At 33.6% G+C, this 23,038-nt stretch carries 23 protein-coding genes and 1 tRNA gene; 19 read left to right on the top strand and 5 right to left on the bottom strand.

Annotation, left to right across the window (positions count from 1 at the left end; translation table 11 throughout):
- The first annotated feature begins 226 nt into the window (after positions 1 to 226).
- Positions 227 to 994, top strand: a complete 768-nt coding sequence (locus P2W75_RS06945) for an amidohydrolase (RefSeq protein WP_276379785.1) — start codon at positions 227 to 229, stop codon at positions 992 to 994.
- On the opposite strand, the gene P2W75_RS06950 is transcribed toward P2W75_RS06945, so the two are convergent.
- Positions 991 to 2,679, bottom strand: coding sequence for an Ig-like domain-containing protein (locus tag P2W75_RS06950; RefSeq protein ID WP_276379787.1), 1,689 nt, complete (start codon positions 2,677 to 2,679; stop codon positions 991 to 993). The genes P2W75_RS06945 and P2W75_RS06950 overlap by 4 nt on opposite strands.
- Before the next feature lie 152 nt (positions 2,680 to 2,831).
- Between P2W75_RS06950 and P2W75_RS06955 the strand changes: the two genes are divergently transcribed.
- From P2W75_RS06955 to P2W75_RS06975, 5 genes are all read left to right on the top strand, one after another.
- Positions 2,832 to 3,836, top strand: coding sequence for a hypothetical protein (locus tag P2W75_RS06955; protein WP_276379789.1), 1,005 nt, complete (start codon positions 2,832 to 2,834; stop codon positions 3,834 to 3,836).
- A complete protein-coding gene (locus P2W75_RS06960) occupies positions 3,796 to 6,156 on the top strand; it encodes a hypothetical protein (RefSeq protein ID WP_276379791.1) in 2,361 nt (786 codons plus the stop codon). The genes P2W75_RS06955 and P2W75_RS06960 overlap by 41 nt, the downstream gene beginning before the upstream one ends.
- A 6-nt stretch (positions 6,157 to 6,162) precedes the next feature.
- On the top strand, positions 6,163 to 6,567 hold the full coding sequence (mce, locus tag P2W75_RS06965; protein ID WP_276379793.1) for a methylmalonyl-CoA epimerase: 405 nt from the start codon (positions 6,163 to 6,165) through the stop codon (positions 6,565 to 6,567).
- A gap of 146 nt (positions 6,568 to 6,713) precedes the next feature.
- Positions 6,714 to 6,787: transfer RNA gene (locus tag P2W75_RS06970), tRNA-Ile, on the top strand.
- 149 nt (positions 6,788 to 6,936) lie between these two features.
- Positions 6,937 to 7,356 (top strand): very short patch repair endonuclease, encoded by a 420-nt coding sequence (locus P2W75_RS06975; RefSeq protein WP_207294448.1) that lies wholly within the window; start codon positions 6,937 to 6,939, stop codon positions 7,354 to 7,356.
- On the opposite strand, the gene dcm is transcribed toward P2W75_RS06975, so the two are convergent.
- Positions 7,353 to 8,342, bottom strand: a complete 990-nt coding sequence (gene dcm / locus P2W75_RS06980; protein WP_276379796.1) for a DNA (cytosine-5-)-methyltransferase — start codon at positions 8,340 to 8,342, stop codon at positions 7,353 to 7,355. The genes P2W75_RS06975 and dcm overlap by 4 nt on opposite strands.
- Positions 8,343 to 8,883: 541 nt before the next feature.
- Here dcm and P2W75_RS06985 point away from each other — a divergent pair.
- Positions 8,884 to 9,093 (top strand): hypothetical protein, encoded by a 210-nt coding sequence (locus P2W75_RS06985; RefSeq protein WP_276379797.1) that lies wholly within the window; start codon positions 8,884 to 8,886, stop codon positions 9,091 to 9,093.
- 34 nt (positions 9,094 to 9,127) lie between these two features.
- On the opposite strand, the gene P2W75_RS06990 is transcribed toward P2W75_RS06985, so the two are convergent.
- Positions 9,128 to 9,718 carry a riboflavin synthase gene (locus P2W75_RS06990; protein WP_276379799.1) on the bottom strand — a complete coding sequence of 197 codons (591 nt, stop codon included), beginning with the start codon at positions 9,716 to 9,718 and terminating at the stop codon, positions 9,128 to 9,130.
- A gap of 57 nt (positions 9,719 to 9,775) precedes the next feature.
- Between P2W75_RS06990 and pdxA the strand changes: the two genes are divergently transcribed.
- The 12 genes from pdxA (at position 9,776) to P2W75_RS07050 (ending at position 18,260) form a co-directional block, all read left to right on the top strand.
- A complete protein-coding gene (gene pdxA, locus P2W75_RS06995; RefSeq protein ID WP_276379801.1) occupies positions 9,776 to 10,825 on the top strand; it encodes a 4-hydroxythreonine-4-phosphate dehydrogenase PdxA in 1,050 nt (349 codons plus the stop codon).
- Positions 10,826 to 10,930: 105 nt separating this feature from the next.
- Complete coding sequence (locus tag P2W75_RS07000; protein WP_207294453.1) at positions 10,931 to 11,473, top strand: DUF177 domain-containing protein; 543 nt, start codon at positions 10,931 to 10,933, stop codon at positions 11,471 to 11,473.
- A gap of 9 nt (positions 11,474 to 11,482) precedes the next feature.
- The gene (gene rpmF, locus P2W75_RS07005; protein ID WP_008465217.1) at positions 11,483 to 11,677 is read left to right on the top strand and encodes a 50S ribosomal protein L32; all 195 of its coding nucleotides are present in this window, start codon (positions 11,483 to 11,485) and stop codon (positions 11,675 to 11,677) included.
- A gap of 174 nt (positions 11,678 to 11,851) precedes the next feature.
- Positions 11,852 to 12,850 carry a beta-ketoacyl-ACP synthase III gene (locus P2W75_RS07010; RefSeq protein WP_207294454.1) on the top strand — a complete coding sequence of 333 codons (999 nt, stop codon included), beginning with the start codon at positions 11,852 to 11,854 and terminating at the stop codon, positions 12,848 to 12,850.
- A 23-nt stretch (positions 12,851 to 12,873) separates the two neighbouring features.
- Positions 12,874 to 13,359: an acetyl-CoA carboxylase biotin carboxyl carrier protein gene (accB, locus tag P2W75_RS07015; RefSeq protein ID WP_207294455.1), complete on the top strand. Its 486-nt coding sequence runs from the start codon at positions 12,874 to 12,876 to the stop codon at positions 13,357 to 13,359.
- A 110-nt stretch (positions 13,360 to 13,469) separates the two neighbouring features.
- A complete protein-coding gene (gene accC / locus P2W75_RS07020) occupies positions 13,470 to 14,816 on the top strand; it encodes an acetyl-CoA carboxylase biotin carboxylase subunit (RefSeq protein ID WP_207294456.1) in 1,347 nt (448 codons plus the stop codon).
- Between the two features lie 304 nt (positions 14,817 to 15,120).
- Positions 15,121 to 15,417 carry a hypothetical protein gene (locus P2W75_RS07025; RefSeq protein WP_276379804.1) on the top strand — a complete coding sequence of 99 codons (297 nt, stop codon included), beginning with the start codon at positions 15,121 to 15,123 and terminating at the stop codon, positions 15,415 to 15,417.
- A 108-nt stretch (positions 15,418 to 15,525) separates the two neighbouring features.
- Entirely contained in the window at positions 15,526 to 15,822 is a 297-nt protein-coding gene (locus P2W75_RS07030; protein ID WP_207294458.1) for a hypothetical protein, read from the top strand.
- 28 nt (positions 15,823 to 15,850) lie between these two features.
- Entirely contained in the window at positions 15,851 to 16,141 is a 291-nt protein-coding gene (locus P2W75_RS07035; RefSeq protein ID WP_276379805.1) for a hypothetical protein, read from the top strand.
- A gap of 18 nt (positions 16,142 to 16,159) precedes the next feature.
- On the top strand, positions 16,160 to 16,456 hold the full coding sequence (locus tag P2W75_RS07040; protein WP_207294460.1) for a PepSY-like domain-containing protein: 297 nt from the start codon (positions 16,160 to 16,162) through the stop codon (positions 16,454 to 16,456).
- A 15-nt stretch (positions 16,457 to 16,471) separates the two neighbouring features.
- Entirely contained in the window at positions 16,472 to 16,768 is a 297-nt protein-coding gene (locus P2W75_RS07045) for a hypothetical protein (RefSeq protein ID WP_207294461.1), read from the top strand.
- Positions 16,769 to 16,898: 130 nt separating this feature from the next.
- Positions 16,899 to 18,260 (top strand): sigma-54 dependent transcriptional regulator, encoded by a 1,362-nt coding sequence (locus P2W75_RS07050; RefSeq protein ID WP_207294462.1) that lies wholly within the window; start codon positions 16,899 to 16,901, stop codon positions 18,258 to 18,260.
- Here P2W75_RS07050 and P2W75_RS07055 read toward each other — a convergent pair.
- A complete protein-coding gene (locus tag P2W75_RS07055; RefSeq protein WP_276379806.1) occupies positions 18,257 to 20,698 on the bottom strand; it encodes a hybrid sensor histidine kinase/response regulator in 2,442 nt (813 codons plus the stop codon). The two genes, P2W75_RS07050 and P2W75_RS07055, sit on opposite strands and share 4 nt — an antisense overlap.
- A gap of 181 nt (positions 20,699 to 20,879) precedes the next feature.
- A complete protein-coding gene (locus tag P2W75_RS07060; protein WP_276379807.1) occupies positions 20,880 to 22,781 on the bottom strand; it encodes a S9 family peptidase in 1,902 nt (633 codons plus the stop codon).
- Between the last annotated feature and the right edge of the window lie 257 nt (positions 22,782 to 23,038).

Consider the following 23,038-nt stretch of genomic DNA (forward strand, 5'->3'; position numbering starts at 1 on the left):
TGGTTTTCACGTTTTTTTTGGTTTTTGTTGGCGATTCAAATATAAATATTAATTTTTCATATTTGCATTTTTTTTGCAAAGAATGCATTTTTTTTGCAATAACTTTTTGCAATGGAATTTAAAAACCGAAAAGAAATGCGGTATCAGGAAGAATTTTGAGAAAAAATTGCAGATATGGTTTTTTTGAAAAATATAAGAATTAGCTTAAATTGTGTATTTTTGAGATATGAAAATAGCACTCATTCAATCAGATCTTAATTGGGAAAATGCTTCTGCCAACCGAAGTAATTTTGAATCGAAAATAAATCAAGTCGATCCAGAAGTTAATTTAATTGTACTTCCAGAGATGTTTTCAACTGGATTTACGATGAATCCGTCTGCTGTTGCCGAAACGATGGAAGGCGAAACAGTAAGCTGGATGAAAGCGGTTTCTAAACAGAAAAATAGTGCAGTTACAGGGAGTGTAGTAATAACCGAAAACGGAAAATATTTAAATCGTATGTTATTTGTTTTTCCATCGGGCGGCATACAGCATTATGACAAACGCCATTTGTTTTCATTGGCAGGAGAAGATAAATTCTATACTGCGGGAAATCAAAAAGTAATTGTGGAGTATTTAGGCTGGAAAATTTGTCTGCAAGTGTGTTACGATTTGCGTTTTCCGGTTTTTGTGCGAAATGTCGAAAATTACGATTTGCTTCTATACGTTGCCAACTGGCCAAAAGTACGCACCAATGCTTGGGATGCTTTGTTGAAAGCTCGCGCTATAGAGAATTTAAGTTATGTGGCTGGAGTGAATAGAGTAGGACTGGATACTCATGATTATGAACATACAGGCCATTCTCAAGTAGTAGATTTTTTAGGCAATTATATTCTAGAACCACAAGAAACTGAAGGTGTTTTTGTGGTTGATTTAGATCGAAATGAAATGTTGGAAACGCGAAAAAAACTCGATTTTTTAAGCGATAAAGATGATTTCGAAATTAAGATTTAGAATGCCTTTCGTTTCTTTTCGTCCTCTTTCTTCTTTTTCTCGTCCTGTTTTTTCTCCACTTCTGGATTAAACGGAATACTCAGATCGACAGTTTGATCAACGTCCCAATTGGCACGAACATCAAATTCCTGCTGACTGTAAAAGACTTCTTCGGCGTATCTTCTTTCTAAAAAGCTTCCGGTGTCGTACATTTTGTTTTTATTGTCGTCGTAAATTACGCGAACAGTAAACGCATCAGGAACAACAAGATTGAATTCAATTCGGGTTTCTTTCTCAGAATAGGCACTTGCTAAAACAGATTCTCCTTTTTTATTGGTAAGTTCCACAATAATCGGGAAACGTTTTACATTTTTTAAATTGATAACAATATTCCCGTAATCAGCGAGTTCCTTAGTGATTAATTTATACGATAAAGTATCGTTTGTCTTTTCATAGAAATCCGTCAGTGCGCCTGGTAAAAAAGTGAAATTGTATTTCTCTTCAGGATCTTTCTTAAAATCAACATAGAGTTTTTGGTCGAATTCATCATATTCGGTAGTGAAATCAACAGCTGCAGAGTCTTTATTGACTAACCTGATTTTTGATTTGTCAAATTTAACCAATGGCGTTTCTGATTCTAATGTAAAACGATCTCTGAAATTAATAACCCCATTTTGAACCGCTTTAATATTCAAAGTGTCTTTTTTCTGGTCTTTTACCTTAAAAGTAAATCTTTTGTTGTAATTCTCTCGGCTCACTTCCAGCGATAAAGAGTCTGCTTTCAAAGGCTTATACCAAACCTGAAGTGAATCTTTTTTGGGAAACTGGGTTACGATTGTTTCCAAAATTTCGCTATTGTTTTTCAGGACAATTTTTGGTTTCGAATTTTTAAAATTCTGTTTTCCTTCGTAAGGCAGTAATAATCTGTTTCCTGATGCCTGAATGGGTTTGAAAGCTTTTAATGGAAGAATTTCCTTAAACAATTCCAATTCATAAATCGTATCTGAAGGAACAGTCACATATCCTTTTAAAAACCCGATTTTATCATCTTTAGGATTGAATTTATTGTTTGAACTTTTATCTTTTAAAGCTACCAAAAGATATTTTCCAGCTTTTAAATTTTCAAATTTAAAAGTGCGCATGCTGTCTAAAGTATTCGTAATATATCTAGGAAACTCTTTATAGATAGTAGAATCTTTTAGTTTGTCATTTGCTTCATAAAGCATTACCGACACAAAGTTGTCTACGTTTTTGTTGTATGCATCTTTAATTTTTCCACCCAATGTAAGCGAATCGATATAAGGTCCAGTAGAAAAAACGTATTTAAACTGGTTGAGTGCATTTCCTTCATTATTATCGGTAATACTCTGTCCGAAATTAAAACTGTAAGTTGTGTTTGGCTGCAGCGTGTCTTTAATTTCAATTTTGATAAACTTACTCACGTTGGTTGGAGTAATAAGCGGTTCGTATTTCATAGGAGGTGAAATAATAAGCTGCTTATTGGTGTTTTTAAGTTTTACATACTCATCAAAATTTAAGGTAATTACATTTCCTTTAAAATTGGTGTTAAAGTTTTTAGGAACGCTCGATACTAAGGTAGGAGCAAGGGTGTCTTTTAATCCGCCGGTAATACTGCCCCTTTTGGCGCAGCTCATCATTAATAATACAGATAAAAATGAAATATACTTTAGTTTGCTTTTAAACATAGCGGTTTTAAATTTGATTGCACAAAATAACAATTATATTTGCTTTAATTGAAATTTTTTAGCCATTTATTAGGATTTGCAAATTTTGCTTTTTGCTTGGCATTATAGATATATTTTCTTACTTTTGATCTCAATTATAAGATTACTCCGTTTTGATAAAAAGGTTTTTTTGGATTTCATTATTTCTTTTGCTGGCTTCCTGCAGTAAAAATGACAAACCTATAATCGTTTTCTATTATTGGAAAACTAATCTGAAATTTTCAAAAACAGAAAAAGAAGTTTTAAAAGACAATGAGGTCAGTAAACTGTATATCCGGTATTTTGATATTGGATTACAACCGCAGACAAAGGTTCCGTTTCCTATAAGCCCAATCCATTTTTACGACAGTATTCAGCACTTTGAAATTGTTCCGATAGTTTTTATTCAGAACAAGGTCATGCTGCAATCGAATCTTGATGTTGAAGATCTGGCTCAGAAAACCATTCATCTCATTGATGAAATTAATGCAGCCAATAGAATCAAATACACCGAAATTCAAATTGATTGCGACTGGAGTTTAGACAGCAAGAACAATTATCTGAAATTTATTGAGCAGGTTAAAAAGCTTTCGCATAAAAAACTTTCGGCTACGATAAGACTGCATCAGGTAAAATATTTCAAAAAAACGAAAATTCCCAATGTCGATTCAGGAGTTTTAATGTTTTACAATATGGGAAGTATTGCACCAGATTCTTTAAACTCAATTTATAGCCGAGAAATATCTGAAAGGTATTTAAAAAGCTTGAAAAAATACCCGCTTTCTCTTGATTTTGCCTTGCCTATATATTCTTGGGCTATTCATATCAGAAATCAAAAAGTTTTAGGACTTCGTTCAAAATTGAATTTTGGCGAACTTAAAAAAGACAAAAAATTTGAACAGATAAGTCCAATTTTTTTCAGGGTAAAACAATCAAATTATAAAAACGGTGTTTATTATGAAGAAAACGATCTGCTGAAAACAGAAACGATTTCTTCAGAAGATTTAAAAGAAATGGCTGACGATTTAAACGATAATACAGCGCAGCCTCCAAAAGAAATTATATTTTACGATTTAGACGAATTCAATTTAAAAAATTATGAAAAGAATATTTTTAAACAAGTTATTTCTTGTTTTTAGTGTTGGTTTACTTTCGGTATACGGAATAATATATGCCTGTGCTGGCGGCGATGACTGGGATTTTTTTGGATATAATTCGAATTTTACGCCAGAAACTTTCGCAGACAAATCGTATTCGCCTTTGTTTTTATCGGGTGGAATTTTCTATGGAATTGGTTTTGATACCGAACATAATTCCCGTTTCAATAAAAACATAAAATCAGATTGGGCTTCTTATTTAAAAGGAAAAGCCGATACGACAACCGTGAATTATTTTTTAATTGGCGATGAACGTGTAAGATATTATTCTGATGATAAAAAACAGATTAAAAATAAAGAAGAAGTGACCCAGCTTCATGTTTTTTATAAGAATAAAAAAGACAATTCGGTTTCTTTGAAATGGGGTAAAAAAATCAATCTGAAAGATGATAAAATCAAAAACTTCATTGAGTTTTTATATTTAGCTCAGAAAATAGAAACAGTTTCTGTTCTAGAAAATTATTGGAGTTACGAGCCTGGTGTTGAAAAAACTTTCAATGATGCCAAAATGATTCAGTCAATAGAAAATGTCTACAATACTTTATCAGATCCGTTTTTGAAAAATAGATATTGGTTCTTGACCATGAAAGCTCGTTTTTATAGTAACAACAAACAAAAAGCAATTGAGTTTTTTAATAAAACAGAAAGTTCAGTTCCTAAAAATACGTTGTACTATCGTGCTTTGGCTTATGTTGCGGGAATTAATTATAAGCAGAAAAAATATGCAACTGCGAACTATTTGTATGCACAAGTTTTTGATAAATGCCCGGAACTTCGTGTAGTAACAGCATACAGTTTCAATCCGAAAAATGATTCCGACTGGAATAAATCATTAGCAATGGCAAAAAGTAATGAGGATAAAGCGGCGCTTTGGGCAATTCATGGTTATTATAAAGATGAAAAGCAAGCGATTGAGAAAATTTACGAGTTAAATCCGAAAAGCGAACATTTAAATTATCTCGCGACGCGATTGGTAAATAAGCTGGAACAATCAATAAATAATTCATTTCAGAAAGACGGCGGAGAAAATCAGCCTAAAAAAGTTTTAAACATCGCTGAAAATAAAACAGAAAATCAAGCTAAAGTTGATAAACAAGCATTTGATTTAGTTGCCAAAATTTCGGCAGCCGGAAATACAGAAAGACCGTATTTATGGGATTTGTCTTTGGGATATCTTCAGACTTTAAAAGGAGAGTATGCAAATGCGGATAAAAACTTTGATAAAGCGGCTAAAATACTTCCTAAAACGCAATTGGCAAGTTATCAGCTGAGAATTCTTCGTTTTGTAAACAACTTGAGTAAAATTGATAAACTAACAGACTCTAACATCAAAACCGTTTTATCTGATTTGAACTGGTTGTATACTGAACTTCCAAAAACGTATAAAGGACAGGAATTTCGTTATACAAATGCTTCCGAGTGGAGTAAAAATTATATTGCAGCACTTTACAGAGCAAAAGAAAATCCTGTAATGGTAGAATTATTTAATGAATCTGATTACGGTTATTCGAATGGAGGAAATTCTTTTTACGATAATGAAAAGAATTTGCTGGATATGAAATCATTCTTGGCGAAATCTGACAAAACCGAAATCGAAAAAATCGCTGCTGGAATTTATAGTTTGAAATTAAAAGATATTAATAACTTTCAGGCAGTTCAGTCGACTTTCAAAAATAAAATCCCTGAAGCAATTGCTTTCATGCAGCAAGCAGATTCTGTTCAGTACTATAAATTTTTAGGGAATCCGTTTAACGGAAGTATTAAGGATTGCCACGATTGTGATCATGCGGCATATCAAAAAAGAAAATACACACAGCTTGAATTTTTGACTACTATAAAAGAAATGCAGGATAAACTAGCTCAAAAAGAAGATGTTTACACGAATAGTTTACTGCTTGGAAATGCATTTTACAACATTACACATTTCGGAAACGGAAGAACTTTCTATGAAATAAATATTGTGGGTTATGGATCAAGTCCGTATTCATTTAGAAATCCTATGAAAAAAATGATTACCAATTGTGATCTTCCTAAAATGTATTATCAAAAAGCACTTGAAGCAGCTACCACAAAAGAGCAAAAAGCAAAATGTATTTACCTGCTGGCAAAATGCGAAAGAAACGAATATTACAATAAAAAATATAACGACGTAAGAAACTGGTGGGATATTCAAGATGATAAAGTAAACTTTATCGCTTGGGAAGGGTTTAAAACATTGAAGAATTCCTATTCGGATACGCAATACTATAAAGATGTTATAGCTGAATGTGGTTACTTTAATACATATATCAATCAACAATAAAAATATATGGTTAACAAAATTGAACATATTGGAATTGCAGTTAAAGATATGAATGATGCGAATGTATTGTTCGAGAAACTGCTTGGTGTTCCATCTTATAAAGAAGAAATCGTAGAAAGCGAAGGAGTGTTAACCTCTTTTTTTAAAACAGGAACGAATAAAATTGAACTTTTGACGGCGACAAACCCAGAAAGTCCAATTGCAAAGTTTATAGAAAAAAAAGGAGATGGAATTCATCATATCGCTTTTGATGTCGATGATATCGAAGCTGAAATTTCCCGATTAAAAAACGAAGGTTTTGTGCTGATAAACGAAGTTCCGAAGAAAGGAGCCGATAATAAATTGGTCGTTTTTCTGCATCCGAAGAACACAAATGGCGTTTTAGTAGAGCTTTGCCAAGAAATTAAATAAAAAAATGTTGATTTTGTTTTGAAATAAGCTGTTGAAAATCAATCTTGTTTTTAAGACTTGCGATTTGATTTGAAATTAAATACAAATCATGTCATAAAATATTTGGAGTGAACGAAAAATAGTAGTAATATTGCATCCTCTAAACCGGTCCTATAGCTCAGTTGGTTAGAGCACCTGACTCATAATCAGGTGGTCCCTGGTTCGAGCCCAGGTGGGACCACAAAATTCAAGCCTTTACAGCAATGTAAAGGCTTTTTTGTTTTCATTACTTTTAAATGTGAAAATTGAAATTTCTCCACCTCAATATTTAAACTTTCTTTTCTGTAAAATCCCTTAACTTTATCCTTAAGAAACAAATTTAATCTTCAGATGGATAATTTGACTCCAGAACAAAGGAGCAGAAATATGCAGGCGATTAAAAGCACTGCTACAAAAGATGAAGTAAGGCTTGCCAAAGCTTTATGGAAATTGGGTTACAGATATCGAAAAAACAATAAAAAGATATTTGGACGACCTGACATTACTTTTGCCAAATATAAAATTGCCATTTTTGTTGATAGTGAGTTTTTTCATGGAAAAGATTGGGAAACTCAACAATTAAGAATCAAATCGAATAGAGACTATTGGATCCCGAAGATTGAAAGAAATATACAACGTGACGAAGAAGTCAACGCTTTTCTTATTTCTCAAAATTGGACAGTCTTGAGATTTTGGAGTAAAGACATCGAAAAGAATCTCGAAGTTTGTCTGGCAAAAATCGAAGGCACGATAATGCTTTTAAGTATTTAAGCTTTTTCGGTTTTTAGTTTTTTGGCTTCAACTTTTTCAATCACCTTAAAAATTTCGGCTGCCAATCTTTGTATAACAGGCATGCTTACTGAATTTCCGGCTTGTTTGTACAAACTTGAATTGGATATAGCTGGTAATTTATATTCATCGGGAAAACCTTGAAGTCTGAAACATTCTCGTGGGGTTAGTTTTCTGAAACCATGATCGGTTATAATGATCGGAACGTTATGTCCGCCGGTTCCCATATTGGCTGTCAAAGTAGGACATAATCCCGATTTGTTCTCTCGAACATACTGCCGTCTGAACTGATAAATGTGATTCTTATTTACAACTGATTCTTTTAACATATTATACATGTATTTGTCTTCGGTATAATAAAATTTATCAGGAACTTTATCTGTTATAATTAAATCTTTAAGAGATTTTGTTAAGTGCTCTTTTTCAGGAAATTGAAATTTGAACTTTTTGTTGTTTATAAACTCCTTGTCAAAAGCAATCATGAAAAGCCGCTCTCGATTATGAGGTGTATTTCCGAAATCTTTAGTGTTTAAAACAGAACTATCGAAAGTATAATTGCGTTTTTTGATTTCGCTTTGAATGACTTTAAGCGTGTTTCCTTTATCGTGTCCGCGGAGGTTTTTTACATTTTCCAGAAACACCACTTTCGGACGCATTTCGTCAATAAAATCCAAGATTTTAAAAAAATGGTTTCCTCTGCTGTCGTTAAAACCTTTTCGATGTCCCGCAAGAGAAAATGGCTGACAAGGGAAACCAGCCGTTAAAATGTCTACTTTTTCTAGAGAAGTTACGTCTAATTCCATTACATCGCCCTCAATAAGGTTGTGTTTGAAATTATTTCGGTAGGTAATGCAGGCTTTTTTATCAAATTCATTAGCCCATTTTAAAGTAAAGCCAGATTTTTCAAAACCTAAACATATACCGCCAACACCAGCATACAAACTTCCAACTGTGTATTTATTTTCCATTTATAATTTGCTTGGTTTCGGGCTGTTTGAAATTGTTTTTTAATCCTGATTTTATGCAAATATATTTTTTTGCTTTCAAAATCTAAAATCGGCAGGTTTCTTTCATGTAAATGCAATATTAAAAATTACAGTTCTTTCTGACTTATTTGATTTTAATGCATTTTTTTGAAAAAACTATTTTGTGAGAACTTTTTTTCAAATTCGGCGATTTGTTGTTATCAAAAAGGTTTTTAAGATAAAGCTGGTTTTCTATACCTCATAATTTAAAGTTCTTATTTAGTGCGGTCTGCAACAGAAAATAGATTTAAAATCTGTTTATTTTAATTGTTTTTGAACAGAAAAAACGCTTACTGAAAAAATCTAAAATATAGTAAAATACGTATGTTAAGTTTAGGTGAGATTTTTGCTCATAAAGTTGTTTTTTTCTAAAAATCGTATACTTTTGCCAAAGAATTTCCCTTAAAGAGTTTTTTTTATGAGAAATTTCTAATAAAAAATACTTGCCAGTAATATATTGTATTGATTTTCAGCACTTAAATTTATGAAGATAATAAGAATTGTTTTTTCAGCATTTTTTTTAATTTTATTGAATACATCAAGTGTTTTGGCTCAGCCACCTGCGCCAGGGGGACCTGGTATTCCGCCTCCAGGATTGCCAATAAATGAAGATCTTCCGTATCTAATCGTGGCGGGATTAATTTTAGGTTTTACAATTATTTATCGAAATAAAACAAAAAAAGCTTCAATTTAAATTGAAGCTTTTTTTATGAATATCTTTTTCAGATCTATTTGTTGATTGCATATAATCGGGAAATGTATTTGCCCACCACATCAAATTCTAAATTGATCTTGGTTCCGATTTTAAAATCTTTGAAATTCGTGTTTTCAAAAGTATACGGAATAATAGAAACGCTGAATTCGTTCGTTTTAGAATTTACAACCGTCAAACTTACTCCGTTAACTGTAATCGAACCTTTTTCAATTGTAATGTTGTTGAGGTCGCTGTCGTATTCAAAAGTATAATTCCAGCTTCCGTTTGCTTCTTCAATTTTGGTACAAACTCCAGTTTGGTCAACGTGGCCTTGAACAATATGTCCGTCTAAACGATCGCCAAGCTTCATCCCTCTTTCTAAATTTACAATATCATTTACTTTCCAGTCGCCAATATTGGTTTTTAAAATAGTTTCTTCAATAGCCGTAACGGTGTAAAAAGAATCCTTTATAGCGACAACTGTAAGGCATATTCCATTGTGAGAAACGCTTTGGTCAATTTTTAATTCGTTAGTGATAGAAGAATCTACAGTTACATGCAGATTGTTTTTGTCTTTTTGTATTTCGTGAATCCTTCCAAGGGTTTCGATAATTCCTGTAAACATTGTAGTTTTATTTTACTAAATTTGCACATCAAAATTAGTAATAAATAAGCTGAGCTCATGAATAAAAAAGCAGAAAATATAATTGTTGGAATTTCAGTTGGAGATTTAAACGGTATTGGAAGCGAAGTTATACTAAAAACATTCGAAGATTCAAGAATATTAGAATTATGTACGCCTGTTATTTTCGCAAATGCTAAAATACTTTCTTTTGTTAGAAAAAGTTTTACATCAACCGTGCAGTTTCATGGTGTAGATAAATTAGATCAAATCATTCCGGGAAAAGTAAATGTGTATAACCTTTGGAAAGAAGGAGTAGATATTAACTTTGGAACAAATGATGAAAAAATCGGGGAATATGCTATAAAATCTTTTGTAGCGGCGACCAAAGCTTTAAAAGAAGATTTAATTGATGTTCTGGTTACAGCGCCAATTAATAAATACAATATTCAGTCAGAAGATTTTAAATTTCCGGGACATACTGATTATTTGGATCAGGAATTAGAAGGAAATGCTTTAATGATGATGGTTCAGGATAATTTAAGAGTAGGTCTGCTTACGGATCATGTTCCTTTAAACGAAGTATCATCGCATTTGACAGAAGAATTAATTACCAGAAAAATTGAAACAATACGAAAATCATTAATTCAGGATTTTAGTATTGTGAAGCCAAAAATTGCTGTTTTAGGATTAAATCCGCATTGTGGCGATGGCGGCGTAATAGGAAAAGAAGACGATTTGATTTTAAAACCGGTTTTGAAAAAATTATTTGACAGCGGCACGATGGTTTTTGGACCATTTTCTGCCGATGGTTTTTTTGGAAGCGGTCAATATGAAAAATATGATGCCGTTGTAGCAACCTATCACGATCAAGGATTGATTCCGTTTAAAACACTTTCTTTTGGCAAAGGAGTAAATTATACGGCAGGTCTTGATAAAGTTCGTACTTCACCAGATCATGGCACAGGTTACGATATTGCTGGAAAAGACATGGCAGATTTCAATTCGTTTAAAGAAGCAGTTTATCTTGCGCTTGATATTTTTCGCTCGCGTAATCAGTATGAGGAGATTAGCCAAAAACCTCTTAAAATAAAAGAAAAACAGTTATAAACAAAAAAAGGTGAATAAGATTATTGAATTTACAATAATTTTATATCTTTGCACCCCAATTCAGATGTCTGCTTTTAGAACTGAGTTGATCAAATTGATGTTGAAATGAGCAAAACAAAAGAATTTTTAATTCCTTTCGTAGGATTAAAACTAGGAAAACACCATTTTGAGTATCAAATAAATAACACGTTCTTTAAGGACTTTGAGTACGATGAGTTTCAGAGTTCAGATATTAAAGTGAACTTGCTTTTTGATAAAAAGAGCAATATGTTAGAATTAGAATTCAAACACAAAGGAACTGTAAATGTACCTTGTGATCTAACAGGCGAAGATTTTGATTTACCTATAAAAGGGAAAATGAAGTTGATTGTTCGTTTTGGAGAAGAATTTAATGATGATAACGAAGAGTTGTTGATTTTGCCGCATGGAGAACATGAATTAGATGTGTCACAATACATTTATGAAATGATTGCACTTTCGGTGCCTCAAAAAAGAATTCATCCAGGTGTTAAAGACGGAACATTACAAACCGATGCTTTAACCAAATTGAATGAATTAAGTGTAAAAGAACAAAAGGAAGAGAGTAATAAAGAAGAAGATATTGACCCGCGTTGGGAAAAATTAAAGAAACTATTAACGGATAAATAATATAGTAAAATGGCACATCCTAAGAGAAAAACCTCGAAAACAAGAAGAGATAAGAGAAGAACACATTATAAAGCGACTGTAGCTCAAATCGCTACATGTCCTATTACTGGTGAAGCACATTTATACCACCGAGCTTACTGGCACGAAGGTAAAATGTACTACAGAGGGCAAGTTGTTATCGATAAATCTGAAGCGGTTGCTTAATACGTTTTTGTAAATTATACCGGAACTCTCACATAGTGAGAGTTTTTTTTGTTGGTTATAATTTTCGTTTTTTAAGAAAATATAGACAAATTCGCTTCGTTTTTTTTTGTATTTTTCAAGTCTTTTAAAAATTTTTCAAATTACTGTTAATTTGGAAGGAAATAATAGAATATAATGAGTACAATCACAGCCGCAATTACCGCTGTTGGAGCTTACGTTCCAGACTTTGTTCTTTCTAATAAGGTGTTGGAAACCATGGTGGATACCAATGATGAGTGGATTACCACTCGTACCGGAATTAAAGAAAGAAGAATTCTTAAAGATGCTGATAAAGGAACATCGTACCTTGCCATACAAGCAGCAAAGGATTTAATAGCAAAAGCTAACATTGATCCGTTAGAGATTGATATGATTATTATGGCAACTGCAACACCAGATATGATGGTGGCTTCAACTGGAGTTTATGTTGCAACAGAAATTGGCGCTACAAACGCATTCGCATACGATTTGCAGGCAGCGTGTTCAAGTTTCTTGTACGGAATGTCAACTGCAGCTGCTTACGTGCAGTCTGGAAGATATAAAAAGGTATTGTTAATTGGTGCCGATAAAATGTCATCAATTGTTGATTATACTGATAGAGCAACTTGTATTATTTTTGGTGATGGTGCCGGAGCTGTATTGTTCGAACCAAATTACGAAGGTCTTGGTTTACAAGACGAATATTTAAGAAGTGATGGTGTTGGACGTGATTTTCTTAAAATACCAGCTGGTGGATCTTTGATTCCGCCTAGTGAAGACACTGTAAAAAACAGACAGCACAATATCATGCAAGATGGTAAAACGGTATTTAAATACGCAGTTACCAATATGGCAGATGCCAGCGAATTAATTTTGCAGAGAAACAACTTAACTAATCAGGATGTTGACTGGTTAGTGCCGCATCAGGCAAACAAACGCATCATTGATGCTACTGCAGGAAGACTTGAACTTGATGAGTCTAAAGTATTAGTTAATATCGAAAGATATGGTAATACCACTTCAGGAACTTTACCACTAGTATTAGCTGATTTTGAAGATAAGCTTAAAAAAGGAGATAATGTTATCTTTGCTGCATTTGGCGGTGGATTCACTTGGGGATCTATCTATTTAAAATGGGCTTACGATAAGAAATAAATTAAAACTAAAAACGAATCATTATGGATTTAAAAGAAATTCAAAACCTAATCAAATTTGTTGCAAATTCGGGTGTTGCAGAAGTGAAGTTGGAAATGGATGATGTAAAAATCACGATCAGAACAACCTTAGAAACAAATGTAACAGAAGCAACTTATGTACAGCAATTACCAGCTCAGGCTGCTTTACCACAAGCAACAGTTCCGCAGGTTACTGCTCCAACAGTTGTAAGTGTAACTCCAGAAAAACCTGCTTCTGACGATTCTAAATATGTTACTATAAAATCTCCAATTATCGGAACATTCTATAGAAAACCATCTCCAGACAAACCAGTTTTCACTGAAGTAGGAAGCTCAGTATCAAAAGGTGATGTTCTTTGCGTAATCGAAGCAATGAAATTATTCAACGAAATCGAATCAGAAGTTTCAGGAAAAATTGTAAAAATTCTTGTTGACGATATGTCTCCAGTTGAATTTGATCAACCTTTATTCTTAGTAGATCCATCATAAATAAATTTAGATTTTAGATTTTAGGTTTTAGATTGATCTGATAGAATTAATACAACAGACATCTAAAATTATCTAATTATCAAATTGTCTAATTATCTAATTAAAATAAGATGTTTAAAAAAATATTAATTGCGAATAGAGGAGAAATTGCACTTCGTGTAATTCGTACATGTAAGGAAATGGGAATTAAAACTGTTGCAGTTTATTCTACAGCCGATGCAGAAAGTCTGCATGTTAAATTTGCAGATGAAGCGGTTTGTATTGGTCCTCCTCCAAGTAACTTATCGTATTTAAAAATGTCAAATATTATTGCTGCTGCAGAAATTACAAATGCAGACGCAATACACCCAGGATACGGTTTCCTTTCTGAGAATGCTAAATTCTCAAAAATTTGTCAAGAGCATGGTATCAAATTTATCGGTGCAGCTCCTGAAATGATCGACAGAATGGGAGATAAAGCTTCTGCTAAAGCTACAATGAAAGCTGCAGGAGTACCATGTGTACCAGGTTCAGACGGATTATTAGAATCTTACGAGCATGCACAAAAAACGGCTGCAGAAATTGGTTATCCAGTGATGATGAAAGCTACTGCAGGTGGTGGTGGAAAAGGAATGCGTGCCATCTGGAAAGAAGAAGATCTTTTGAAAGCTTGGGAAAGCGCACGTCAAGAAGCTGCTGCAGCATTTGGAAATGACGGTATGTACATGGAGAAACTTATTGAAGAACCACGTCACATCGAAATTCAAGTTGTAGGAGATTCTTATGGAAAAGCATGTCACCTTTCTGAAAGAGACTGCTCAGTACAACGTCGTCACCAAAAACTTACTGAAGAAACACCTTCACCTTTCATGACAGATGAATTGCGTACAAGAATGGGTGAGGCAGCTGTAAAAGCGGCTGAGTTTATTAAGTATGAAGGAGCTGGAACTGTTGAATTCTTAGTAGACAAACACAGAAACTTCTATTTCATGGAAATGAATACCCGTATTCAGGTGGAGCACCCAATTACAGAACAAGTAATTGATTACGATTTAATTCGTGAGCAAATTATGGTTGCTGCTGGAATTCCAATTTCTGGTAAAAACTACCTTCCTGAATTACACGCTATTGAAGTTCGTATTAATGCTGAAGATCCGTACAACGATTTTCGTCCTTCACCAGGAAAAATTACTACGCTTCATATGCCAGGAGGACACGGAGTACGTTTAGATACTCACGTTTACTCTGGTTACAGCATTCCGCCAAATTACGATTCTATGATTGCTAAGTTAATTACAACTGCACAATCTCGTGAAGAAGCTATCAGTAAAATGAGAAGAGCTCTTGACGAATTCGTAATTGAAGGTGTGAAAACGACAATACCTTTCCACAGACAATTAATGGATGATCCAAAATATATTGCAGGAGATTATACAACTGCATTTATGGAGACTTTCAAAATGAATAGTCCAGAATAATTTAAAAGGCCGTCAATCGACGGCCTTTTTTCTTTTATATATATCCTATTTCAGCCCGACAGTTTAAAAAACACTGTTGGGCTTTTTTATTCTGTACAGCAGGTAAACACTATTTGTGTATACTTTTTACACACATTTTATTCAAGTTACACACTTTTTTACATGCCTATTTTTTGGCATGTATTAGTAAATCCCTTTAAAAACAATACTTTACGGGTATTGAAGTGTAGTTACTTTGTTTCGGCATGATAGTTTCTTTACCTAAAGTGTAAAACAAACTATTAACTATTTAATTATACACATTATGAAAAATTTATTTTTATCAGCCGCGATTGTTTTAGGAAGTTTGACATCATTTGCTTCAACTTCTCCAGTTTCAAATTCTATTGTAAAAGTTACTTCTATTGAAGACGATTATACAGAAATTAAATTAGAGGAATTGCCAGCTGCCATTACAGAAGCTTTGAAAAAAGCCTATCCTACAGCAGTAATTACAAAAGCATATAAAAACGAAAAGTCAGAATATAAGCTGGACGTAACAGTTGGCGACAAAGTTGGAAATCTTTTCGCTAACGCAGATGGAACTTGGATTCAAAAATAATCCTGGATTCTAAAAAAATAATAGTAAAAATTTAGTAATTAGTCTTAACCGTGGAAATTCAAATTAAGAATACTAAGATTAAATTAACAACATTAAAATACAATTATCATGAAAAATTTATTTTTATCAGCCGCAATCGTTTTGGGAGGTTTAACATCATTTGCTTCAACTTCGCCAATTTCAAATACAATCGTAAAAGTAGCGTCATTTCAAGATGACTATACAGAAATCAATGTAACAGAAGTACCTGCTGCAGTTACTGACGCACTTAAAAAAGCGTATCCAGACGCAGTTCTAAATAAAGCATACAAAAACAGTGCTTCTCAATATAAATTAGAAGTTACAGTAGGAGACAAAGTAGGAGCTCTTTATGCTAATGCTGACGGATCTTGGGTAAAAAAATAATTAAAAACTAACCTAAAAACTATTAATTATGAAAAAGCTAATCTTATCGACAGCTATTCTATTGGGTAGTTTGTCAATACAAGCAGAAAATACTGTTTTAACCACCAATACAGTAAACACAGTTAAATATCAAGATGATTATAAAGAAGTAGATGCCGTACCTGCAGCGATTAAAAAATCTCTAGACGAAGCTTATCCAGGTGTAAAACTTGAAAAAGCATTTGTGAATTCAAATAAAGAATATAAAATTGAAATCACAGTAAGAGGTGAAAAATCGATTGTCTACACAGACGCTACAGGAAACATCCTTAAAAAATAACATAAAAAACTAAGCATTATGAAAAAGTTAATCTTATCAGCAGCTATTGTTTTAGGAGGCTTGTCTCTACAAGCAGCTGCTCCAGCAGAATCAATTTCGATTATTAAATCAGTAAACCTTCAGGATGCATTTACTGAAGTTGGATTAGATGCTGTTCCGGCAGCTGTAAAGTCAACTGTTGAAAAATCTTTTCCAGGTACTAAACTTGAAAAAGCATACAAAAATGACAAAAATGAGTACAAACTTGAGATTTCAAGCGGAGATAAGAAGTATACTGTTTTCACAGACGCTTCAGGAAATATCATTAAAAAATAATAAAAACAGAGCGTTATGAAAAAGTTAGCCATCGCAACAGCCATCATTTTAGGGAGCATGTCAATCTCTGTAACAGCAGAGACTTCTACTAAAAAGGTACAAACTTCGGTTTCTCTGCAAGCAGAATATACTGAGATTACTACAGATGCTGTACCGGCAGCTGTAAAAACCGCCCTGCAGACCGCTTATCCAAATGCTAAATTGGAAAAAGCATTTATTAATGATAAAAAGGAATATAAATTACAAATATCAGTTGGAGACCAAAAGGCTACTGTGTATTCAGATGTCAATGGCAACTGGTTGAAGATATAAATTAGGTGAAATTAGATTTATGTTTTTGGTGAAAAAGAGATTGCATCGTGCAATCTCTTTTTTTTTGCATAATTTTATGAAATTACAATTTTAATAGTGTTATTTTAGCAAAAAACTCCCTTTAGAACAAATGCCCAAGATATTAGTAATAGAAGATGATATTTCGTTTTGTAAATTATTAGAAAAATTTCTCCTAAAAAAATCATTCGAAGTAACAGTCGCTTTCTCTGCTGCCGAAGCACGATCAGCAATCAAAAAAGAATCTTTCGATTTGATTTTGACAGACCTTCGTTTGCCTGATTCTGACGGTATTGGTCTTATGTCTGAGTTTAAAAATGAATATCCGCATATTCCAGTTATCTTAATGACCGGTTATTCTGATGTGAACACTGCCGTAAAAGCCATCAAAAATGGTGCAGCTGATTATATCTCAAAACCCTTTAATCCAGATGAAGTTTTACTTGTAATTACAAATGCCTTAAAAGCATCGCAAGAAGTAGAGGAAGAAAACACAGAAGAAACTCCTAAACCAAAAAAAGCAGCAAAAAAAACGGTTACGGGTGAAAATGAATTTGTAAAAGGAATTTCGGTTGCTTCAAAAAAACTGCAGGATCATATTCAATTGGTAAGTCCTACCGATATGTCAGTTTTAATTATCGGCGAAAGCGGAACCGGAAAAGAAATCATCGCCAAAAGTATTCATCAGCAAAGCAATCGAAAAAACAACAATTTTATTGCGGTTGACTGCGGAGCGATTCCGAAAGAATTGGCAGCTAGTGAATTCTTCGGACACTTAAAAGGTTCTTTCACGGGAGCGATCAACGATAAAATGGGATATTTCGAAGCCGCGAACGGCGGAACTCTTTTTCTGGATGAAATAGGAAACCTTTCTTATGACAATCAAATTCAATTATTGCGTGCGCTGCAAGAACGAAAAGTAAAACCTGTTGGAAGCAATAAAGAAATAAACGTCGATATACGTATTATTACCGCTACCAATGAAGATTTACGCGAAGCAGTAAAAAACGGCGATTTTAGAGAAGATTTATACCATAGAATCAATGAATTCTCGATTCAGTCTCCATCATTAAAAGATCGTGACGAAGATTTAATGCTTTTTGCCGATTATTTTCTCGAAAAAGCCAATCAGCAGTTAAATAAAGATATTATTGGATTTTCGCCTGAAGTGGTTTCTATTTTTCAAAACTACAACTGGCCGGGAAATCTACGCGAACTTCAAAACTGCGTAAAACGTGCTACATTGTTATCTCAAGGTGATTTTATAGAAAGCGATGTGCTTCCTGTTGAATTTTTTCAGGTTTCAAAACAACAGCAAGGATTTACAGGCGCTTTTTCATTATCAGAAAATGAAAAAGAAGCCATTATTCACGCGCTCAACAGAACGCAGAATAATAAATCGGAAGCGGCAAAACTGCTTAAAATTACCAGAAAAACACTTTACAATAAACTGAAACAATACAATATCGATTAAACGATTTCTTGTTGCAGCGCTTCAAAAAGTTCGCTGGTTTTTACTTTCAAATCAGTATACACATCTTTCAGTTCTGAGATTTCTAGATTTTTCTGTTCCAGCATTTTTAAAATAGTGCCAATTTCCCTTGCTTCAATTTGTTTGAACATTGGAGCAATTCGGTGTGCAATCGAATTAATTTCAGGAATATTTTCATCTGTAATAGCATTTTCCAATAAAACCAGATTTTCTTCACTGCTGGAAATAAACGCTTTTATAACTTCTTTTAAAGCATCATTATCGTTGCCTAAAAAATCTTTCAACGTTTCAAGAGAATACAATTGTGAGGAAACCGTTTCTTCGTCGTCATTTATTTCAGTGTGTGGAAGTACATCATTATCTAAAATATGCTGAATCGTCTCCAATAAAATTTTTGGCGAATATGGTTTTTTAATCACAGTTGTAAAGCCAGCTTCGGTATATACAGATGAATCTAGATCAGTTCTTCCGGTAAGGGCAATTACAGGCTGATTTTTATAAATGCCTTTTTCAGAATTTCGGAGTTGTTTTAAAAACATAAAACCGTCCATTTCCGGCATTTGAATATCAGTGATTACAAAATCGAAATGTGTAGCTTCAATCGCTTCAATGGCTTTCACGGCACTTGTAAAAGATAAAACCTGATGCTGTTCTTGTCGTAAAACACCACTCGTTAGATTCAGTAAATTGATGTCGTCATCAATCACAATGAAAGTCTGTTTCTTGGTGTTTTTTGCAATATTTCTTTTAGCTTCCTCAACTGTAATTGGGCTGTAGTCAAAAACCAACGGAATTTTAACTTCAAATGTACTTCCCTTTCCAATAGTACTTTCCAGATTTAAACTTCCGCCTAAAAATGAAATGATCTTTTTGCAGATCGCAAGTCCTAAACCAGTTCCGCCGTATTTTTTCTCAATGCTTTCATTCGCCTGCGTAAACTCTTCAAAAACTAATTTCTGATTGCCTTTTTCAATCCCAATTCCAGTATCTTCAATTGTAATGACAAAGAAATTTTCATCTTCTGTTGCAAACGAACTGATTTTGATATGACCTTCTTCGGTAAACTTATAAGCGTTTCCGATAATATTCGTTAATATTTGTTTTAATCGGAAAGGATCCGAAACAATTCGGGTATTTAGTTTTTCATCAACATTAACAATTAGTTCAATGTCCTTTTGTTTGTAAACCGTCTGGATATTTTTAGCCGTATCTTCAATCAATTCAGGAAGATAAAAAGGGACTTTTTCTACCGTTATTTTTCCAGCTTCAATTCGGGAGAAATCCAGTAAATCCTGAACAAGCTGTGTAATATATTCAGACGAATTTTTAATATTTTTGATGAAATACGACTGTCTAGTGGTAATGTCGGAATTTCCCAAAAGTTCCGAATATCCCACAATAGTACTCAAAGGCGTTTTTAAGTCGTGGCTTACCGTAGAAATTAACTGTTCACGGCTTTTTAATAAATTCTTGGTTTTAAAATTCGCAATTTCAAGCTGTTTTTTATATAACTGCGATTTTGAATAATCGCTCACAATTAAAACAGAGAAAAACAAAGTCAGAATCAAACCTGCGATTGCCGAAGCGGTTACAATTTCGTTGACTTTTTTAAGTGATTTTTCTTTTAAAGAATTGTTTTTAATAGAATTGTTGATGATTTCGCGTTCGATTATGCGAAGTACTTTTCGAAGCTGTTCCGAAATCGCGATTTCATTTTTCAGTAATTTATTTTCTTCAAAATTCAACGTTTCTTTTTTCTTCTCGGCTTTCATTTTTACGTTGCTGAGCAGTTTTTTAGAATTCGCCAAAATAGAATCCGAAGCTTTTTTACTCAACGTATTAGTGCTGTCATCCGGAATATTCTGATTGAGATAATCGACATATTTTTGAAGAACATTTCGCTGGTAACTTCCTAATTCGTTTGGGTTTTTGGTAAAATCCTGAAGTTCGAGTTTTCGAAGATTAAACTCCATTTTGGTAATTTCGTCAATCGCGTTGTTGACAGAAACTTCGTCTTCAGCTTTGTTTTTGATGGTTTTTAACTGTCTGATGTTTTCTGTTTTTTCAGACAATAAATAGGTCACACTATCTAAAAGTGTTTTTTGATATTCGGTAGTAACAATTTGTTTTAAAGTATCGATTCTGGCTTTTAAAGAATCGGTTTCGACAAGATAATTTTTGAAATCACTTTCAGAATTGGTCTGAATGGTTTTTCGCGCCAGACTTTCCGTTTTGTACACATTCGAAAATAACTTACTTACTCGTAGAATTTTGGTTTTTTCATGCGCAATTTTATCTTCGAGTTTTTTGTAAACCACATTTTCCGAATATAAAAACCATCCCACCGTAACCACGAGAGCCAATAATGCAACATAGCTGAATAAAACCTTGAGGGCTGTATAACTTTTTTTGCTCTCCATAATATTTGTCTGGGGTTAAGGACGTTTTTAACAATTGGAATTCATCGCAATTTATTTAAAAATTCTATTTGAGGAAAGGAAATGCAAATCAAATATTTACATAATTCAAATGTGGCTAAAATAAAATAACCGCAGATTATATAAATAATACTGCGGTTATCGTTTAAAATTTTATTTAGAATTACAGCGTTTCATCTAACCATTTAAAGAATTCACCCTGCCAAACCTGTGCATTTTGCGGTTTTAAAACCCAGTGGTTTTCATCTGGAAAATACACAAAACGGCTTTTGATTCCTCTTAATTGAGCAGCCTGAAAAGCTTCTTGTCCTTGACCAATTGGCACACGGAAATCTTTTCCTCCTTGAAAAATCAAAATAGGTTTATTCCAGTTCTGAACCAAAGTTGCCGGATTAAAAGTCGTGTATGCTTTTTGTGCTACAGCATTGTCTTTTTCCCAATAAGCACCGCCAAAATCCCAGTTGTTAAAGAAAACTTCTTCAGTTGTTCCTAACATTGAAACCGTATTGAAAACACCATCATGAGCGATAAAAGTTTTGAAACGGTTTTTATGAATTCCAGCTAAATAAAATACAGAATATCCTCCGTAACTTGCACCCACACATCCTAAACGGCTTTTATCTACATAGTTTTCTTTAGAAACATCATCAATTGCAGAAAGATAATCGTCCATAACTTGTCCGCCCCAATCTTTACTGATTTGTTCGTTCCATTCAACGCCATGTCCTGGCATTCCGCGACGGTTTGGAGCAACTACTACATAACCTTTGGCTGCCATTAAAGAGAAATTCCAACGGAAAGAATACGATTGTGTCAACGGACTTTGTGGTCCTCCTTGGCAGAATAATAAAGTTGGATATTTTTTTGAGGCATCAAAATTTGGAGGAAGGATTACCCAAACCAACATTTTTTTACCGTCAGTTGTTGTAACATAACGTTTTTCTGTTTTGCTTAAGGCTAATGTTTTATAGGTTTCGGTATTGATGTTTGAGATTTGTTTCCAAGTGTTTTTCTTCAAGTTATAAGAATAAATCTCACCTGCATGGTTCATGTCAGTTCTGGTAACGATGATATCATCTCCAGAAAAACCAACTAAATCATTTACATCAAAATCTCCGTTTGTCAATTGGCGAACGTTGATCGCAATTTTAGTTAAACCAGGAAAATTAACCGAGAAAAGTTGTTTTGTTCCATCAATTGGAGCTACAAAAAATACCGTTTTTCCGTCTTTGCTCCAAATAAAATTATCTACAGTTCCGTCCCAATTTGCCGTTAAGTTCGTTTTGATTCCTTTAAACTCAACAATAATATCGTTTTTATCAGATTCGTAACCGTCACGTTTCATTTGCAGCCAAGATAAATTTCCTGTTGGAGAAAATTGTGGAGCAGTATCGTACCCTAAATTGTCTTCGGTTTTGTTAGTTGTTTTTTGAGTTTCTAAGTTGTACTCGTAAATATTGGTGTTAGTCGAAATCGCATAATCAGTTCCCGCTTTTTTCTTGCACACATACAAAATGCTTTTGCTGTCTGGCGACCAGATATAATCTTCGTCACCACCAAAAGGTTTTTGCGGAGAATCAAAAGTTTCGCCTTTCATAATGTCAGTTCCTTTTGCCCCGTCTTTGTTTTCTTTATAAAAAACGTGGTTAAATTTGCCTTCATTCCAAGTATCCCAATGGCGGTAATCTAAACCATTATAAATTTGAGCATCCGATTTGTCCAGACTTGGGTAGAAATCTTTTCCTAAAACTTTCTCGATTTTTACCTCCTCATTGTAAACGACAAATTTTCCGTCAGGCGAAATATTTTTGTCTTTTAGAACATCTTTTGTGTCTTTGATTTCAGTGGCATTACCTCCGTTTACGGGAATAATATAAAGTTTAGAAGTCGATTTATTATCGGCTACAGAAGGCGTTGAAACCTTGTAAACGATATTTTTTTCATCTTTCGAAAGTCCGAGCGGAGTTACTCGTCCTAATTTCCATAACAATTCCGGAGACATTACATTTTGTCCAATAGCATTTAAACTCATCATTATTAAGGTTGTTACTACTACTTTTTTCATAATAAAAATTCTATTTTTTTGTGTGCTAAAAATACAACAATTAAATTCCAATTAGTTAAATTCCAAATTCCAAAAATGTTAAAGTTAATGTAAGTTTTTCCGCCACGAATTCACGAATTTTTATTCTCAAAGATTGTCAAAAATAATTCGTGAATTGCTTCGCTGTTCGCTATCGTTCGTGTTCAAATTCCAATTGTCACCCTGAGCGAAGTCGAAGGGCACAACCAGAAAGTGGCTTCGACTCCGCTCAGCCTGAC

Source organism: Flavobacterium sp. H4147 (assembly GCF_029360735.1).
Taxonomy (GTDB): Bacteria; Bacteroidota; Bacteroidia; order Flavobacteriales; family Flavobacteriaceae; genus Flavobacterium; species Flavobacterium endoglycinae.